The 15,202-nt window shown below is 70.6% G+C and carries 14 protein-coding genes; 7 read left to right on the top strand and 7 right to left on the bottom strand.

Annotation, left to right across the window (positions count from 1 at the left end; translation table 11 throughout):
- Positions 1–46: 46 nt before the first annotated feature.
- Positions 47–1,285 carry a cytochrome P450 gene (locus ACZ4EG_RS03765; RefSeq protein WP_467789393.1) on the bottom strand — a complete coding sequence of 413 codons (1,239 nt, stop codon included), beginning with the start codon at positions 1,283–1,285 and terminating at the stop codon, positions 47–49.
- Between the two features lie 268 nt (positions 1,286–1,553).
- On the opposite strand from ACZ4EG_RS03765, the gene ACZ4EG_RS03760 reads away from it, so the two are divergent.
- A complete protein-coding gene (locus ACZ4EG_RS03760; RefSeq protein WP_390706328.1) occupies positions 1,554–2,723 on the top strand; it encodes a steroid 3-ketoacyl-CoA thiolase in 1,170 nt (389 codons plus the stop codon).
- On the opposite strand, the gene ACZ4EG_RS03755 is transcribed toward ACZ4EG_RS03760, so the two are convergent.
- Both ACZ4EG_RS03755 and ACZ4EG_RS03750 read right to left on the bottom strand, forming a co-directional pair.
- Positions 2,707–2,892 (bottom strand): DUF397 domain-containing protein, encoded by a 186-nt coding sequence (locus ACZ4EG_RS03755; protein ID WP_453559686.1) that lies wholly within the window; start codon positions 2,890–2,892, stop codon positions 2,707–2,709. The two genes, ACZ4EG_RS03760 and ACZ4EG_RS03755, sit on opposite strands and share 17 nt — an antisense overlap.
- Positions 2,873–3,700: a helix-turn-helix domain-containing protein gene (locus tag ACZ4EG_RS03750; RefSeq protein WP_467789392.1), complete on the bottom strand. Its 828-nt coding sequence runs from the start codon at positions 3,698–3,700 to the stop codon at positions 2,873–2,875. The genes ACZ4EG_RS03755 and ACZ4EG_RS03750 overlap by 20 nt, the downstream gene beginning before the upstream one ends.
- Positions 3,701–3,819: 119 nt before the next feature.
- On the opposite strand from ACZ4EG_RS03750, the gene ACZ4EG_RS03745 reads away from it, so the two are divergent.
- The gene (locus ACZ4EG_RS03745) at positions 3,820–4,185 is read left to right on the top strand and encodes an ATP-binding protein (protein ID WP_467789477.1); all 366 of its coding nucleotides are present in this window, start codon (positions 3,820–3,822) and stop codon (positions 4,183–4,185) included.
- Between the two features lie 1,081 nt (positions 4,186–5,266).
- Here the strand turns inward: ACZ4EG_RS03745 and ACZ4EG_RS03740 are convergent.
- Positions 5,267–7,231 carry a bifunctional glycosyltransferase 87/phosphatase PAP2 family protein gene (locus ACZ4EG_RS03740; RefSeq protein WP_467789476.1) on the bottom strand — a complete coding sequence of 655 codons (1,965 nt, stop codon included), beginning with the start codon at positions 7,229–7,231 and terminating at the stop codon, positions 5,267–5,269.
- A gap of 303 nt (positions 7,232–7,534) precedes the next feature.
- Here ACZ4EG_RS03740 and ACZ4EG_RS03735 point away from each other — a divergent pair, with 303 nt between their 5' ends.
- The gene (locus ACZ4EG_RS03735; protein ID WP_467789475.1) at positions 7,535–8,725 is read left to right on the top strand and encodes a DUF2330 domain-containing protein; all 1,191 of its coding nucleotides are present in this window, start codon (positions 7,535–7,537) and stop codon (positions 8,723–8,725) included.
- 107 nt (positions 8,726–8,832) lie between these two features.
- Positions 8,833–9,507 (top strand): O-methyltransferase, encoded by a 675-nt coding sequence (locus ACZ4EG_RS03730; RefSeq protein WP_453552275.1) that lies wholly within the window; start codon positions 8,833–8,835, stop codon positions 9,505–9,507.
- Positions 9,508–9,572: 65 nt separating this feature from the next.
- Here ACZ4EG_RS03730 and ACZ4EG_RS03725 read toward each other — a convergent pair whose 3' ends face one another.
- Positions 9,573–9,965, bottom strand: coding sequence for a hypothetical protein (locus ACZ4EG_RS03725; protein WP_390706333.1), 393 nt, complete (start codon positions 9,963–9,965; stop codon positions 9,573–9,575).
- 101 nt (positions 9,966–10,066) lie between these two features.
- Between ACZ4EG_RS03725 and ACZ4EG_RS03720 the strand changes: the two genes are divergently transcribed.
- The gene (locus ACZ4EG_RS03720) at positions 10,067–10,495 is read left to right on the top strand and encodes a DnaJ family domain-containing protein (RefSeq protein ID WP_453552273.1); all 429 of its coding nucleotides are present in this window, start codon (positions 10,067–10,069) and stop codon (positions 10,493–10,495) included.
- Between the two features lie 77 nt (positions 10,496–10,572).
- Positions 10,573–11,073 carry a GNAT family N-acetyltransferase gene (locus ACZ4EG_RS03715; protein ID WP_453552271.1) on the top strand — a complete coding sequence of 167 codons (501 nt, stop codon included), beginning with the start codon at positions 10,573–10,575 and terminating at the stop codon, positions 11,071–11,073.
- Here the strand turns inward: ACZ4EG_RS03715 and ACZ4EG_RS03710 are convergent.
- Positions 11,066–13,105 carry a DHA2 family efflux MFS transporter permease subunit gene (locus ACZ4EG_RS03710; RefSeq protein ID WP_467789391.1) on the bottom strand — a complete coding sequence of 680 codons (2,040 nt, stop codon included), beginning with the start codon at positions 13,103–13,105 and terminating at the stop codon, positions 11,066–11,068. The two genes, ACZ4EG_RS03715 and ACZ4EG_RS03710, sit on opposite strands and share 8 nt — an antisense overlap.
- 130 nt (positions 13,106–13,235) lie before the next feature.
- On the opposite strand from ACZ4EG_RS03710, the gene ACZ4EG_RS03705 reads away from it, so the two are divergent.
- Positions 13,236–14,207: a peptidoglycan-binding domain-containing protein gene (locus ACZ4EG_RS03705; protein ID WP_467789390.1), complete on the top strand. Its 972-nt coding sequence runs from the start codon at positions 13,236–13,238 to the stop codon at positions 14,205–14,207.
- 283 nt (positions 14,208–14,490) lie between these two features.
- Here the strand turns inward: ACZ4EG_RS03705 and ACZ4EG_RS03700 are convergent, their stop codons facing one another.
- A complete protein-coding gene (locus ACZ4EG_RS03700; RefSeq protein WP_467789389.1) occupies positions 14,491–15,171 on the bottom strand; it encodes an HAD family hydrolase in 681 nt (226 codons plus the stop codon).
- Between the last annotated feature and the right edge of the window lie 31 nt (positions 15,172–15,202).

Raw genomic sequence — 15,202 nt, 5'->3', positions numbered from 1 at the left:
GGGACGGGCCGGCGGCGCCGGGAGCCGTCGGCCCGAGATCAAGGGGTCAGTCCGCGGTGACCTTGAGTTCCTTGACGCCGTTGATCCATGCGGAGCGCAGGCGGCGGGGGTTTCCGGCCAGGCGGAGACCCGGCATCGCGTCGGCTATCGCGTTGAAGATCAGGTCGATTTCCAGGACGGCCAGGGACTTGCCCAGGCAGTAGTGCGGGCCGCCTCCGCCGAAGCCGAGGTGGGGGTTGGGGTCGCGGGTGATGTCAAAGGTGTCGGGGTCGTCGAAGACCTCGGGGTCGTGGTTGGCGGAGGCGTAGAAGAGGCCGACGCGGTCGCCCTTGCGGATCTGCTTGCCGCCCAGTTCCGTGTCCTGAGCGGCCGTGCGCTGGAAGGAGTTGACCGGGGTGCCCCAGCGGACGATCTCCTCGGCGGTGGTCGACGGGCGCTCGCGCTTGTAGAGCTCCCATTGCTCGGGGTGGGTGAGGAAGGCATGCATGCCGTGGGTCGTGGCGTTGCGGGTGGTCTCGTTGCCCGCGACCGCCAGCATCAGCACGAAGAAGCCGAACTCGTCGGAGTTGAGGTTGCCCTCGTCCTCGGCCGCCACCAGCGTCGAGACGATGTCATGGGCCGGGCACTGCTTGCGCTCGGCGGCCATGTTCATCGCGTAGGCGATGATCTCGGTGGCCGACTCGGCGCCGACCTCCTCGGTGATCGCGTACTCGGGATCGTCGTACGAGATCATCTTGTTGGACCAGTCGAAGATCTTGGCCCGGTCCTCCTGCGGCACGCCGATCAGCTCGGCGATGGCCTGGAGCGGCAGTTCGCAGGCGACCTGGGTGACGAAGTCGAACGGCCCGGACTGGGCGAGGGCGCCCTGGACTATCGCATGGGCGCGGGCGCGCAGGCGCTCCTCCAGGGCCCGGATGGCCCGTGGCGTGAAGCCGCGCTGCACGATCTGGCGGACCCTGGTGTGCTCGGGCGGGTCCATGTTGAGCAGGATCAGCCGTTGCGCGTCGATCGCGTCGCGCTCGATGTGCTCACCGAAGCGGATGATCGCGGTGTTGAGGTAGGAGGAGAAGACCTCCGGGTGCGTGGAGACGTGCTTGACGTCCGCGTGCCGGGTCACGGCCCAGTAGCCGTCGTCGGCGAACCCGGCCAGGCCGTGCGGCTGCGGGATCCAGCGGACCGGTTCCGCCCGGCGCAGCTCGGCGAACTCCGGGAGGGGGACGCGGTGGTGCAGCAGGTCGGGGTCGGTGAAGTCGAACCCGTCGGGCAGCGCGGGGCAGGAGGGCATCGGCGACTCCCGTCATTCTGACGGTCCATCAGGAATTGAGGGTTGCCGCGAAGGTAGTAACGGGTTCTACAAGTCGCAAGACATCCGGCGTACCCAATTGCGTGCAGGAGTCGTGCAGATCGCAACTTCGGAGGGTGCACGACCCTTGCGGCGATGAACGCTCTGTCAGCAGACTTCAAGCAGAACTAGAACGCGTACTAGTTCTGCGTGGCGGGCCGGGCCGGGACGCCCCTGCGCCGCGCGGGTTGACCGAGGAAGGACCTCCCCCATGGCCGCGGAACCCGTGATCGTCGAAGCCGTACGCACCCCCATCGGCAAGCGCGGCGGCGCGCTCGCCAACCTCCATCCCGCCTACCTCCTGGGCGAGACCTACCGTGAACTCCTCGGCCGCACCGGCATCCCCGCCGACTGCGTCGAGCAGATCGTCGGCGGCACGGTGACCCATGCCGGCGAGCAGTCCATGAACCCCGCCCGTACGGCCTGGCTGACCATGGGGCTGCCGTACGAGACCGCCGCGACGACCGTGGACTGCCAGTGCGGGTCCTCGCAGCAGGCCTCGCACATGACCGCCAACATGATCGCCGCCGGGGTCATCGACATCGGCATCAGCTGCGGTGTCGAGGCGATGTCCCGGGTGCCACTCGGCTCCGGCTCCAAGCACGGCCCGGGCAAGCCGTTCCCCGACGAGTGGAACGTCGACCTCCCCAACCAGTTCGAGGCGGCCGAGCGCATCGCCCGGCACCGGGGCCTCACCCGCGAGAACGTCGACTCCCTCGGCCTTCTCTCGCAGGAGCGGGCGGCCGTCGCCTGGTCCGAGGAGCGCTTCAAGAAGGAGACGTTCGCCGTCCAGGTGCCCACCACGGAAGAGGAACAGCACGCCGGGCAGGGCATGTGGCGGCTCGTCGACAAGGACGAGGGACTCCGGGACACGTCGATGGAGGCGCTGGCCGGGCTGAAGCCGGTCATGCCGACGGCCGTGCACACGGCGGGCAACTCGTCGCAGATCTCAGATGGAGCGGCCGCGATCATGTGGGCGTCCAAGCGGATGGCACGGGCGCTGAAGCTTCGGCCCCGGGCTCGGATCGTCGCCCAGGCGCTGGTCGGAGCCAACCCGCACTTCCACCTGGACGGACCGATCGACGCGACGAAGGCCGTGCTGGGCAAGGCGGGCATGTCCCTGAAGGACATCGACCTCGTCGAGATCAACGAGGCCTTCGCCTCCGTGGTGTTGAGCTGGGCTCAGGTCTTCGAGCAGGACCTGACGAAGGTCAACGTCAACGGCGGTGGAATCGCCCTCGGGCACCCGGTCGGGGCGACCGGGGCCCGACTGATCACGACGGCCTTGCACGAACTGGAGCGCCGGGACAAGGAGTTCGCGCTCATCACGATGTGCGCGGGCGGTGCGCTTGCCACCGGGACGATCATTCAGCGGCTGTAGCAGTCCAGGTCAGGAATGCGGTGAAGGTGGCGGGCTCGAAGGCGAGGATCGGGCCCGTGGAGTTCTTCGAGTCGCGTACGGCTACGGCGGCACCAGGGAGTTCGGCGACCTCCACGCAGTTGCCCCCCTGGTCGCCGCTGTAGCTGGACTTACGCCAGTTGATCTCCATAGCGGTCCTCCATCACGCGCCGGATCAGCTCCGCCGACTCCTTGAGGGAGAGCGCGGCGGCTTGGAGATGATCGTAACGGAGCGAGCAGTCTTTGACGGTGTCCGGATTGGCGGTCGGATGCCCGCTGCCATAACCCTCCGTGTAGACGATGCTTGGGTCGCTCGCGAAGCGGTAGAGGTCGAACGAGCCTTGCAGACCCACGTGGGCTCCCGCGGAGTACGGCAGGATCTGAATGTTGGCTCGGGCATTGTCCTCGAAGGACAACAGGTGAGCCAGTTGCTCCCGCATGGCTTGAGAGCCGCCGATTTCCTGGTACAGCGCACCCTCGCTCAGGACCAGCCAGAAGATCGGCGGCTCCACCCTCTCGAAGATGCTCTGCCGGGCCAGCCGGACGGCCGTGCGATCGTCGAGGTTGGCCTGGTCGAGCACTCCGAGCACCGCCCGCGCGTACGCCTTGGTCTGCAGGAGACCATGCACCATGTGCGTCTCGAAGGAATAGATCTCCGCGGCCCGCGCCTGGAGCTCCGCCACCTGCTGAAACCACGCCGGAAGTTGGCTCCGCATCACCAGCGTGACGAGCCGGGACAGTAACCCGCCCGTCCCCAGCGCCACATCGGCCCGCTCGCTGAACTCCGGCGTCGGCAGTTTCCGGGCCGTCTCGATCTGACCGACAAGCGACCCCGTGTAGTTGATGATGTCTCCGAGCTGCTTCTGCGTCAGCCCCGCCGCCTCCCGGTGCCGGCGCAGCTCGAAGCCGTAGTAGTCGAGCGGCGAGGCGCCCGGGTCGAGGACGTTGATGTGGGTCACGCACGGTCCCCTCTCGCGCAACTCGGCCCACAGCGGGACCGGTTGTATCCGTTCCGTAGCCCAGCGTAGTCGCGCGACGTCAGTCTCGTACCGTGAACTACCACTTCCCCCACTACCGCATGAGCCTCACCGTCAGCGACCACTCGGTACGGCACATCCGCCGCATCGTCCGCTCGCTGCTGGACGACTGGGAGCTCGCGCATCTCACCGACGCCCTGGAGCTGGGCGTGAGCGAGCTGGTCACCAACGTCGTACGGCATGTCCCGGACCGCCGCTGCTCACTGCTGGTGCTGCGGCAGACGGCCGGAGTACGGGTGGAGGTGACCGACTGTTACCCCCAACTGCCGTCGGTGCCGGGCGAGTTGGACCCGGAGTCGGAGAGCGGACGCGGACTGGCGCTGCTCGATGTCGTGGTCGGCAAGTGGGGCGTTACTCCGTGGGCCGAGGGTGGCAAGACGGTCTGGTTCGAGTGCGGAGAAAAGTGACCGTGGGGGCCACTCGCTTCTTGGCCAGTGTCGTGCTTCCGCGAGGCGAGTAAAGGGCGCTCCGCTATCGCTCCGCGTCGCCTTCGGCGATGGCCCTGCGGGCCACCCTTGACACGCCTCGCTCCAGCACGGGTGAGAAGCGAGCGAGCGGCCCGGAAAGACGGGTGGCCAGGCGGGGTTCGCGGGCAACCGTCGGCTGCGTCCGGATCCGGCGCCGACGGGCGCGGTCGCGCCTCGCCAGCACGCCGGGCCGGCTCAGCGGCTGACGGGCGGGTGGGGGACGGGCCGGGGCCGGTGGTGGGTGGGCCGAGGCGGGCGGGGCGGGCGGGGGCGCCTCGGTGGGGTGGTCGACTCCGGCTCGCTCGGCGACTGACGGCCGGTGGTGGGTGGGCCGGGGGACGGGGGTGGGTGGTGGCTGAGCCGGGATCCTGCGTCAGGCGAGCCGGGGGTTCGGGGGCCGGCAGTGGCTGGGCCGGTGGTGGGCGGGCCTGGGCGAGTAGCGGGTGAGGGGCGGGGAGCTGCGGGCAGTTGGTCGATTTGCGCCAGGCCTCCGGGGCTCCACCGCCGAGGTTGCACTTTGAGGCTGGCCCGAATCTTCCAGTTGGTGGATGTGTGCCCGTGGAGATGCCCCTCTAGTCACACACGTCCCACCAGTCACGTGCCTGAAGCCAGCCCCACCCACCCACCGGCTCACCCCCACTCACCCGTCCACCCACCCACCCACGCGCTCACGCGCTCACGCACCCGCACCCACCCACCCACCCACCGCACCCGCGCCCCGCCCCCCATCCCCACCCCACCGGCCGTCAGCCGCTGAGCCGGCCCGGCGTGCTGGCGAGGCGCGACCGCGCCCCCTCCGCCGACGGCACCCTCGCAGCGGACCCGAAGGGTCAACACCGGCCGGGCCCCCGTCTTTCCGGGCCGCTCGCTCGCTTCTCACCCGTGCTGGAGCGAGGCGTGTCAAGGGTGGCCCGGAGGGCCATCGCCGAAGGCGACGCGAAGTGGAACGAAGTGGAACGGAGCGCCCTTTACTCGCCTCGCGGAAGCACGACACTGACCAAGAAGCGAGCGGCCCCCACGGTCACGTGCTGCCGACAGGCACCCTGCCTGCCTCTTGGGCGGCTGTCACCGCCTTCACTGTTCGCGCCCTGGGTCCCTGGAACAGATACGCCAGCCCGAACCCCGCCCCCACGACGACCGCGCCGCCCACCGCGTCCAGTACCCAGTGGTTGCCGGTCGCGACGATCGCCGAGACCGTGAAGAACGGGTGCAGCAGGCCCAGTGCCTTCATCCACCACCTGGGGGCGATGACCGCGATCACGACACCGCACCACAGCGACCAGCCGAAGTGCAGTGAGGGCATCGCCGCGTACTGGTTGGTGAGGGCGGTGAGCGTGCCGTAGTCCGGCTTGGAGAAGTCCTGGACGCCGTGGACCGTGTCGATCATGCCGAGGGTCGGCATCAGGCGCGGCGGGGCCAGCGGGAAGAGCCAGAAGCCGACCAGGGCGAGGAGGGTGGTGAAGCCGAGGGCCGAGCGGGCCCAGCGGTAGTCGACCGGGCGGCGCCAGTAGAGGACGCCCATGATGGTCAGCGGGACGACGAAGTGGAAGGACTCGTAGTAGAAGTTGAAGAAGTCGCGGAGCCAGTCGACCTTCGCCACCGCGTGGTTGACCGCGTGCTCGATGTCGATGTGCAGGAAACGCTCGATGTCGAGGATGAGGTGGCCGTGGTGCTCGGCCGTCGCCCGGCCCTCGGAGTTGCTGCCGCCGGTCGCCGCGAGGCGGACCTGCTGGTAGGCCGCGTATGTGACGCGGATCAGCAGGAGTTCGAGGAGGAGGTTCGGGCGGGTCAGGACCCGGCGGAGGAAGGGGAGGAGCGGGACGGTCCTGAAGCGTGTCGGGACCGGTGCGGCGTACTCCGTCGGGGTCGGGTTCTGGTAATACGGCGACGTGCGGGACAGGAACGGTACGACGGTGGCGGCGGCCAGGGCCGCGAGCAGCACGATGTTGTCCCGCAGGGGGTACACCACCGGCATGTTCGGCAGCATCATCTTGGCCGGGAGCGTGGTGACCAGGACGACGGCGATCGGCCAGACGTACCGGTCCGAGGCCCGCTTGCCGACCCGGCCGACCACCGCGAGCAGCACCCACAGCAGCTGGTGCTGCCAGGTGGTGGGCGACACGGCTATCGCGGCGCAGCCGGTGACGGCGACGGCGAGCAGCAGCTGTCCGTCGCGGGCGTAGCGCACCGCGCGGTGCAGGCCGAGGGCGGCGACGGCCGCGCCCAGCAGGAAGAAGAGGCCTATCTCCAGCGGGCCGGACAGACCGAGGCGGAGCAGGGCGCCGTGCAGGGACTGGTTGGCGAGGGCGTCGGCCTTGCCACCAAGGCCCGCGCCCGCCATGTGGTGGACCCAGTAGGTGTACGAGTCGTGCGGCATCGCGGCCCAGGCGAGCGCGGTGCCGCTGGCGAAGGTGACGCCGGCGGAGGCGGCGGCCCGGCGGCGCTCGGTGAACCACAGCAACGGTGCGAAGAGGAGCACGGTCGGCTGGAGCGCGGCCGCCACGCCTATGCACAGACCGCCGGCCCGTTCCCCGCGTACGACGAAGCAGCCGAGCAGCACGAGCAGGACGGGGATGATGCTGGTCTGGCCCAGCCAGAGGGTGTTGCGCACCGGCAGGGACAGCATCAGCAGGCTGATCGCGACCGGTGCGGCGAGCAGCGAGGTGCGGCGGCCGACGGGCTTGGGCAGGGCGCGGGCGGCGACCAGGCCGAGCGCGACTACGAGGAGCAGGGTGCCGAAGGTCCAGGCCCAGCCGAGGGCCTGTTCGGCGGCGCGGGTCAGCGGTTTGAGGACCAGTCCGGCGAAGGGGGTGCCGGTGAACTGCGTCGAGTCGTACAGCGAACCCTTCACGTGCAGAACGCCGTTGGGGCCGACCCAGGTCTCCAGGGCCGTCAGCCGTTCTCCGCTCGGGGTGGTGAGGACGACGGTCAGCTGTCGTATCGCGAGGATCGTGGCTATCGCCCACAGTCCCAGCCGGGCCGCCATCAGGCGTTGGCCCGCCGCCGTGCCCCCGAAGGCATCCGCTGATCGTCCGCCGTGCTCCACGTTCGCGTTCGCCACGCCTCGTCGGCCTCCCGCCCCGTTCGTCCCATGCGTGTCACGCACCGGCTTCCCTTTGCGAACCCTCAGGTTCGCACCACCCCCGGAGTGAGACGCAGGCTACCCCCGCTTCACCTGACGGCCGCCCTCCTTTTGTCCGGATGACGATAGTGCGAGGGGGGTTCGGTTGCCTCCCTCGGACGCGACAAGGATCACATCAAGGTGTCCGAAAAGGGGCGGCTGGAACCCGTGAGCCCCGTCCTGCCGTCTGAAGCCCTGTCCAGTGGGAGTCGGTCGTGGGGGAAGGCGTCGGGCGTGGGTGAGGGGCTGTGGTGGCGGCGGGGGCTGGCTGTCTTGTCGGCCTTGCTGGGGATTCAGGTCGGGTGGGTCGTCGCCCCGGCCTATGCCTGTGGGTGTGGCGCGATGGTGCCGCAGGCGCACCGGCAGATCAGTGTTTCCCGTGAGACGTCCGTGCTGCGGTGGGACGGGCGGCAGGAGCAGATCGAGATGCGGCTGACCGTGCAGGGCGACACGGACCGGGCCGCGTGGATCATGCCGGTGCCGCACCGGGCGGACGTGGACCTCGGCGACCCGGCCCTCTTCGACCAGTTGGACGCCGCCACCGCCCCCGTGCACCGCACCCGGTATCACTTCTGGCCCCAGGACGGGGACTGGCCGCTCGACGGCGGGGGCGACGACAGCGCCGGGGCGCCGCCTGCCGCGGGTGCCGCCCCGCCCCGTGTGGGTGTCGTCGACCGTCAGCGGCTCGGGCCCTTCGAGGTCGCCCGGCTCACCGCCACCGATCCCGACGCCCTGGACAACTGGCTGCGCACCAACGGCTTCACCTTCCCGACCCGGCTGAGCGACGCCCTTCAGCCGTACGTCGACCGGCACTGGGAGTACGTGGCGGTCAAGCTGGCCCCGGAAGCCGCCGGCGCCTCCCTGAACGGCGCCCTCGACCCGATCCACCTGTCCTTCGCCGCCGACGAGCCGGTCTACCCGATGCGCCTGTCCCGGCTCGCCCGCACCCCGCAGTCGCTCGGCCTGTACATCCTGGCCGCGCACCGCATGCAGCCGCGTAGCGCGATCGGTGGCGAACCGCCACGGGTCGTCTTCGCCGGGCGTCTTGCCACGACCACGGGCCCGCTCGGCCGCCTCGCCTCGGGCACCCCCTATCTGACCGCCGTGGCCCAGGAGTTCCCGCAGCCCTCCCGCGTCTCCGCCGACCACGTGCTGCGCCGGACCGCCTCGGACACGCCGTACCAGCAGGTGATCTACCAGGACCGGCTGCTGAAGGTGGCCGGGATGCCAGTGTGGCTGTTGACGATCGGGGGCTCCCTGGTCCTGGTCGGCGCCGTCGCCGCGCTGATCGCGGTCCGGCATTCGCGGCGGCCCGTCGTGCCCCCGCCGCCGGTGCAACCCCCTGCGCCGATCGGCTGACAAGGAACGGGTGCTCCGGAGATTCGCTGACACGGAACGGGTGCGCGACTACCTTCGTTAGGGCAGCTAGTTAGAAACTCTAACTAGACACGAAAGGCAGTAGGTGCATGAGCGGGTCGCAGCTCTGGGACGACGTCGACTTCTACTTCTCCAGCCACCTCGCGCCCGACGACGAGGCGCTCCAGGCGGCGTTGCGCGACAGCGAGGCCGCCGGGCTCCCGCACGTCAACGTCACGGCGAACCAGGGCAAGTTTCTCCAGCTGCTTGCCCAGATCCAGGACGTACACAACATCCTGGAGATCGGCACGCTCGGCGGCTACAGCACGATCTGGCTCGGCCGCGCCCTCCCGGCGGACGGCCGGCTGATCTCCCTGGAGTACAGCCCCAGGCACGCCGAGGTCGCCGTCCGCAACATCGCCCGCGCCGGCCTGGAGAAGGTCGTCGAGGTGCGGGTGGGCGCGGCCCTGGACTCGCTGCCCCAGCTGGCCGACGAGAACCCGGCCCCCTTCGACCTGGTCTTCATCGACGCCGACAAGGTCAACAACGCGAACTACGTGGAGTGGGCGCTGAAGCTCACCCGCGCGGGCAGCCTGATCATCATCGACAACGTGGTGCGCGGCGGCCGGGTGGTCGACGCCGCGTGCTACGACGACCCGGACGTCCGCGGCAACCGCGCCGCCATCGAACTGATCGCCGCCCACCCCCGGCTCACCGGCACGGCGATCCAGACGGTGGGCAGCAAGGGCCACGACGGGTTCGCGCTGGCCCGGGTGCTGGCCTGAGCCGGGCGACACCCCCCGGCCGACGGAACGGCCGGGTTCCTTGGCCCCTGCTCCACGCCTCGCGTCTACACCTCGTGGTAAAAGCCCACGTTGACGCTGCGTGGCCCGGTGCGGTCCTGGATGACCAGCTCGCCGGAGCCGCCCCGGGGCAGCGGCACGGTCCCGCCGTAGGCGACGAGCTGGGCGTACTCCCCGACCACCAGCCGCACCACGGACGACGGGTCCGGCTGCGAACCGCGCAGCCACGACACCTGCCAGCCCCCGTCGGGCCCGCACAGGAACTCCAGGTGGACCCGCGAGACGAACAGCCAGTCGTCAGGTGTGGCCAGACGGCACACGGACCCGTCCCGGCCGACCCGCAGCACGGCACCCGGTTCGCTGGGCGCGTCGGCCATGAGCATGCCGGCCGTGGCGCCCGCGTCCGCCGCGGAGACGGTGGCCATGGTGAGTTCGAGCACGTGTGTTCCCCCTGAAGTGCGCTTGACCTGTTTCCAAGTGTGCCTCTACAGCGGCCGCATGATAATTCGCCCGGCCCCACCGCGTCCGGCACAATGGACTCATGACCGAGCGAAAGCCACCGGGCGTCCCGTTCGAGTCCTGGGTCGACAAGCAGATCCGCGACGCGCAGGGGCGCGGCGAGTTCGAGCAACTTCCGGGCGCGGGTCGGCCGTTGCCGCCCGGCACCGACACGACGTACGACGAACTGTGGTGGGTCAAGCGCAAGATGGCCCGGGAGGGTCTGGCGGTCCTGCCCCCGGCTCTGGCCCTGCGCAAGGAGGCCGAGGACGCGCTCGCGGCGGCGTATGCGGCGCCCTCGGAGCGGATCGCGCGGAAGATCATCACCGATGTCAATGTCAAGATCCGCGACATGATGTTCAAGCCGCCGCCCGGTCCCCCGCTGGGCAAGAAGCCGTACGACGTCGAGGAGGTCGTACGGGAATGGCGGGAGCGGCGGGAGAACGGGGCGGCGGGCACGGACGGGGTGTAGCTCGGTCCGCGAAACGGCGCGGCCCCGTCAGAGGCCGCGCATATCCGGTTGCGCAGGGTCGGCCCGTCCGCCTGACAATGTCGTTCGTGACCTGGACCATCGCTCCCGAACCCTTCGACTCCCCCGTCGCCGCCGCGCTCTGGCGGGCGTACTACACGGAGGTCAGCGACCGCTGGTATCTGCTGCACGAGGGGCACCGGACCGAGCCCGGCGAGCTGGAGCGGGAGATCGCCGCCGCCACCGGCGCCGAACTGACCCCGCCGGACGGGCAGTTGCTGGTCGGGCGGTACGACGGCGCACCGGGCGGTTCCGCGGGCGTACGGCTCCTGGACCCGGCCACCGCCGAACTCACCCGGGTCTTCGTGCACGAGGAGCTGCGCGGCAAGGGCGGCGCGGCCCTGCTCGTGGCGGCCGCCGAGGACGCCGCCCGCGCCCTCGGCGCCACCCGGATCGTCCTGGACACCCGGGGCGACCTGGTGGAGGCCCGCGCCCTGTACGCCCGGCTCGGCTACACGGAGACGGAGCCGCACAACACCGACCCGTACGCGGAGCACTGGTTCCGCAAGGACCTCAGCTGATCCCGGCCGCCGCCCCGCCCTGCGGCTGCTCCCGCTGAGAGCCGCACATCTGGTCGGTCAGTTCCTTGACCAGGCGGTCCAGGTCGGTGGGCCGGTCGGGCCCCCACCAGTCGCCGAGCAGTTCGGCCAGCGACTCCTCACGGGCCCGTGCCAGCCGGTCGGCCACCTCGCGTCCCTCGTCGGTCAGGCTGAGGTCGAGGCCCTCGCGGACGGCGAGCCGGCGCTCCTCCACCTGGCGCTCGGCGTCGAGGATCACGCTCAGCGGGACGACACAGCGCGCGGCGAGCACGCCCGGCTCCACCGAGCCGTACTTCCGCATCCGCAGTAGCAGCCAGCTCGCCGCGGGCAGCAGGTCGTAGCCCGCCCGCGCGGCGATCTTCCGGTAGATCTCCCGCTGCCCCTCGCGGCTGCCGAGCACCGACAGCGCGCGGCACACCTCGTCGTACGAGGACCGCTGGACCGGGTTGGTGGCGAGGGTCTCCGTCACATCGGGCGCGGTGACCGAGCCGCGCAGCCTGTCCTCCTTCAGGAACCACGCCAGTACGAAGCCGAGGAGGGCGACCGGAGCGGCGTACAGGAAGACGTCGGTGATGGAGACCGAGAAGGCGTGCAGAGCCGCCGGGCGCAGCGCGGGCGGCAGGGCGGCGATGCCGCGCGGGTCGGCCTGCAGCGTGCTCGCCGACAGGCCCGCGGGGAGGCTCACTCCCCGGAAGGCGGCGGCCAGTTGCTCGCCGAGGCGGCTCGCGAAGATCGTGCCGAAGATGGCGACCCCGAACGAGGCCCCGATCGACCGGAAGAAGGTCGCTCCCGAGGTGGCGACGCCGAGATCCTCGTACGACACGGCGTTCTGCACGATGAGGACCAGGACCTGCATCACCAGGCCCAGGCCGAACCCGAACACGAAGAAGTACGTGCTCATCTCGGCGGTGGAGCTGTTCTGGTCGAGCTGGTGGAGCAGGAGCAGACCGAGCGTGGTGACGCCGGTGCCCGCGATGGGGAACACCTTCCAGCGCCCGGTGCGGCTGACTATCTGCCCGGAGCCGGTCGAGGACAGCAGCATGCCCACCACCATGGGCAGCATGTGCACACCCGACATGGTCGGCGAGACACCGTGCACGACCTGAAGGAAGGTCGGCAGATAGGTCATCGCGCCGAACATGGCGAAGCCCACGATGAAGCTGATCACCGCGGAGAGGGTGAAGGTGCGGATGCCGAACAGCTTGAGGGGGAGCACGGGTTCGGCGGCCCTGCGCTCCACGCCGACGAACAGCACGGCGAGTACGACGCCGAGCACCGAGAGACCGATGATCTGCGCCGATCCCCAGGCCCAGGTGGTGCCGCCGAGCGAGGCGACCAGGACCAGACAGGTGGCGACCACGGCGATCAGGAAGGTGCCGAGGTAGTCGATGACGTGCTGGGCGGACTTGCGCGGGATGCGCAGTGCGGTGGCGATCACGGCGAGCGCGACGATGCCGACGGGCAGGTTGATGTAGAAGACCCAGCGCCAGCCGATGTGTTCGGTGAACAGCCCGCCCAGCAGCGGGCCGAGCACGCTGGTCGTCCCGAAGACCGCGCCGAACAGCCCTTGGTAGCGGCCGCGTTCACGGGGCGGCACAAGGTCACCGACGATCGCCATCGACAGCACGATCAGCCCGCCGCCGCCCAGCCCCTGCAACGCCCGGAAGCCGATCAGCTCGCCCATGTTCTGGGCCATGCCGCACAGCGCCGAGCCGATCAGGAAGATCACGATCGCGATCTGGAACAGCTTCTTGCGCCCGTACTGGTCGCCGAGCTTGCCCCACAGCGGGGTCGCGGCCGTCGAGGCCAGCAGATACGCGGTGACCACCCACGACAGGTGCTCCAGACCGCCGAGGTCACTGACGATGGTCGGCAGCGCCGTAGACACGATCGTCTGGTCGAGCGCGGCGAGCAGCAGACCGAGCAGCAGGGCGCCCATCGGGACGAGGACATTGCCGGGGACGTGCTCCGTGTCCTTCGGTTCCTGCGCCGTGACGTGCGTGTCCAGCGTCATGAGACCTCCCGGGGCCCTCGCGACTCCTTCCATCGTGATCGGTGTCACCCGTTATGGCCCGTTGAGCCGCATCACGATGTGAGGGACCTCTGCATATTCTCGGGAGTTCGTGAGGGGAGGGGACGACTACGTGACTGAAGCGAAGGGCCTCCAGTGCCCGGAGTGCGGGGCGCCGAAGGGGCCGGGGAACACTCCGTCGTGCGACTGCGCACAGCGGGCGTCCGACGCCCTGCGCGACGCGCGTACGGCGGAGGCGGCCGCGGCGGAGGACTTCAATCCGCTGCGAATACGGCCGTACGTCGAGATAGAGGGGCCGGCGACGGAGGGGCCCGCGTCGGCGGGATCCCCGTCCGTGGCCTCCACCGAGGGCGAGGGAGTCACCCAGCCGATCCCGGCCGCCGAGATCACCGTGCCGCTGCACCCGGTGACCGGGCCGAGCACTACTGACCTGCGTATTTTCGAGCCCGGGCAGGACGAGCCGGGCGTCTGGCCGGAGGAGGAGCGGCGGCCGCGCCGTTCCCGCCGTGCCCTGGTGCTCTCCGCCGCCGGAGCCGTGGTCACGGTCGTCGCGGCGGCCGGTTTCGCGAGCGGGCTGTTCTCGTACGAGACTCCGTCGCGGGACGGGGCCGCACCCCGGGAGGTACGGGAGAGCGTGCCCGAGGCCACGACCGGAGCGGCGTCGGAGCGGGCGTCCACGGCTGCGACGTCCGCGCGCCCGACCTCGGCGTCACCCTCGCCGTCGGCAACGGTGTCCCCGAGTCCGAGCCCCTCGCCCACGCGCTCGAAAGCGACTCCGTCCACGACCCCGTCCCGCTCGGCGACACCGACCCAGACGGCGACGGTCACCGGCACGGAGAACTCCCCGCGGCCCACGTCCGCGCCGGTACTGCGCCGCGGCGACCACGGCCCGGAGGTAACCGAGCTCCAACTCCGGCTGCGCCGGCTGAACCTCTACATCGGCGACGTCAACGGCAACTACAGCGGCCAGGTCGAGGACGCCGTGCGCAGCTTCCAGTGGGCCCGCGGCATCGACTCCGACGAGCCCGGGGTGTACGGGGCGGCCACGCGGGCGCAGTTGGAGAAGGAGACGCCTGAGCCGTAGCGCCGTGCTGACTTGTGCGAGGCGCCGAGGCCTGGGACCGACTGCCGACGGGCGTGGATAATGCCCGGCGTGACTTCAGGGACAGATCGCCCCAGGTGGTGGTTCGGGCTTCGCGGCTTTGTGTTCTTCCTGGTGGGCGGCGGCCTCGGCTTCTTCGCCTACGCGGTGGTCTCGCATCGGCCGGGCGGGGCACCGTGGGGAGGGTTGCTGTTCGGAGCGATGGTCTGCGGGACGCTCGGCGCACTGTTTCCGAGGCGGCGTCGGCGTTGAGTCACGTGCCGCACTAGCCGACGTGCAGCCGGATCGTCCCGTCCCCCGCGGACTCGGCCCTGACCCGCGTCAAGTCCTCCACGACCACGTCCGGCCCGTGGAACCGGGCCCGTGCTCCGACCCCCACGACCCGCATCCCGGCGGCCCGGCCGGCCGTGATGCCCGCGCCGGAGTCCTCGAACACGATGCAGTCGGCGGGGTCGACGCCCAGTTCCGCGGCCCCCTTCAGGAACCCCTCGGGGTCGGGCTTGCTCGCGCCGACCGACTCGGCGGTGACGCGGACGTCCGGGAGGCCGAGCCCCGCCGCGGCCATGCGGGCCGTCGACAGTGCCAGGTCGGCGGAGGTCACCAAAGCGTGCGGAAGCCCGCGCAGGGAGGCCAGGAACTCGGGCGCGCCGGGGATCGCGACGACGCCCTCCACGTCCGCGGTCTCCTCCGCGAGCATGCGCGTGTTGTCGGCGAGGTTCTGCTCGACGGGCCGGTCCGGCAGCAGGACCGCCATGGAGGCGTGTCCCTGGCGCCCGTGCACGACCTTCATCACCTCGTCCGCGTCCAGCCCGTGCCGCTCGGCCCAGCGCCGCCAGATCCGCTCCACGACGGCGTCCGAGTTGACGAGGGTGCCGTCCATGTCGAGCAGGAGGGCGCGGGCGGTGAGGACGGACGGCGTGGCGGTGGACGTGGCAGTGGCCGTCATCGGCAGCTCCAAGGCGGGAGGGAAGGACAAG

Source organism: Streptomyces sp. NPDC025638 (assembly GCF_055558775.1).
Note: the sequence above shows the minus strand (reverse complement) of the source record. Positions and strands in the feature narration are given on the sequence as shown.

Coding starts and splice junctions, on each gene's coding strand:
- ACZ4EG_RS03730 (WP_453552275.1), top strand. CDS start 8,833: ATGAGCGGGTCGCAGCTCTGGGACGACGTCGACTTCTACTTCTCCAGC.
- ACZ4EG_RS03710 (WP_467789391.1), bottom strand. CDS start 13,105: ATGACGCTGGACACGCACGTCACGGCGCAGGAACCGAAGGACACGGAG.
- ACZ4EG_RS03720 (WP_453552273.1), top strand. CDS start 10,067: ATGACCGAGCGAAAGCCACCGGGCGTCCCGTTCGAGTCCTGGGTCGAC.
- ACZ4EG_RS03740 (WP_467789476.1), bottom strand. CDS start 7,231: ATGGCGGCCCGGCTGGGACTGTGGGCGATAGCCACGATCCTCGCGATA.
- ACZ4EG_RS03745 (WP_467789477.1), top strand. CDS start 3,820: ATGAGCCTCACCGTCAGCGACCACTCGGTACGGCACATCCGCCGCATC.
- ACZ4EG_RS03700 (WP_467789389.1), bottom strand. CDS start 15,171: ATGACGGCCACTGCCACGTCCACCGCCACGCCGTCCGTCCTCACCGCC.
- ACZ4EG_RS03765 (WP_467789393.1), bottom strand. CDS start 1,285: ATGCCCTCCTGCCCCGCGCTGCCCGACGGGTTCGACTTCACCGACCCC.
- ACZ4EG_RS03760 (WP_390706328.1), top strand. CDS start 1,554: ATGGCCGCGGAACCCGTGATCGTCGAAGCCGTACGCACCCCCATCGGC.
- ACZ4EG_RS03715 (WP_453552271.1), top strand. CDS start 10,573: ATGTCGTTCGTGACCTGGACCATCGCTCCCGAACCCTTCGACTCCCCC.
- ACZ4EG_RS03755 (WP_453559686.1), bottom strand. CDS start 2,892: ATGGAGATCAACTGGCGTAAGTCCAGCTACAGCGGCGACCAGGGGGGC.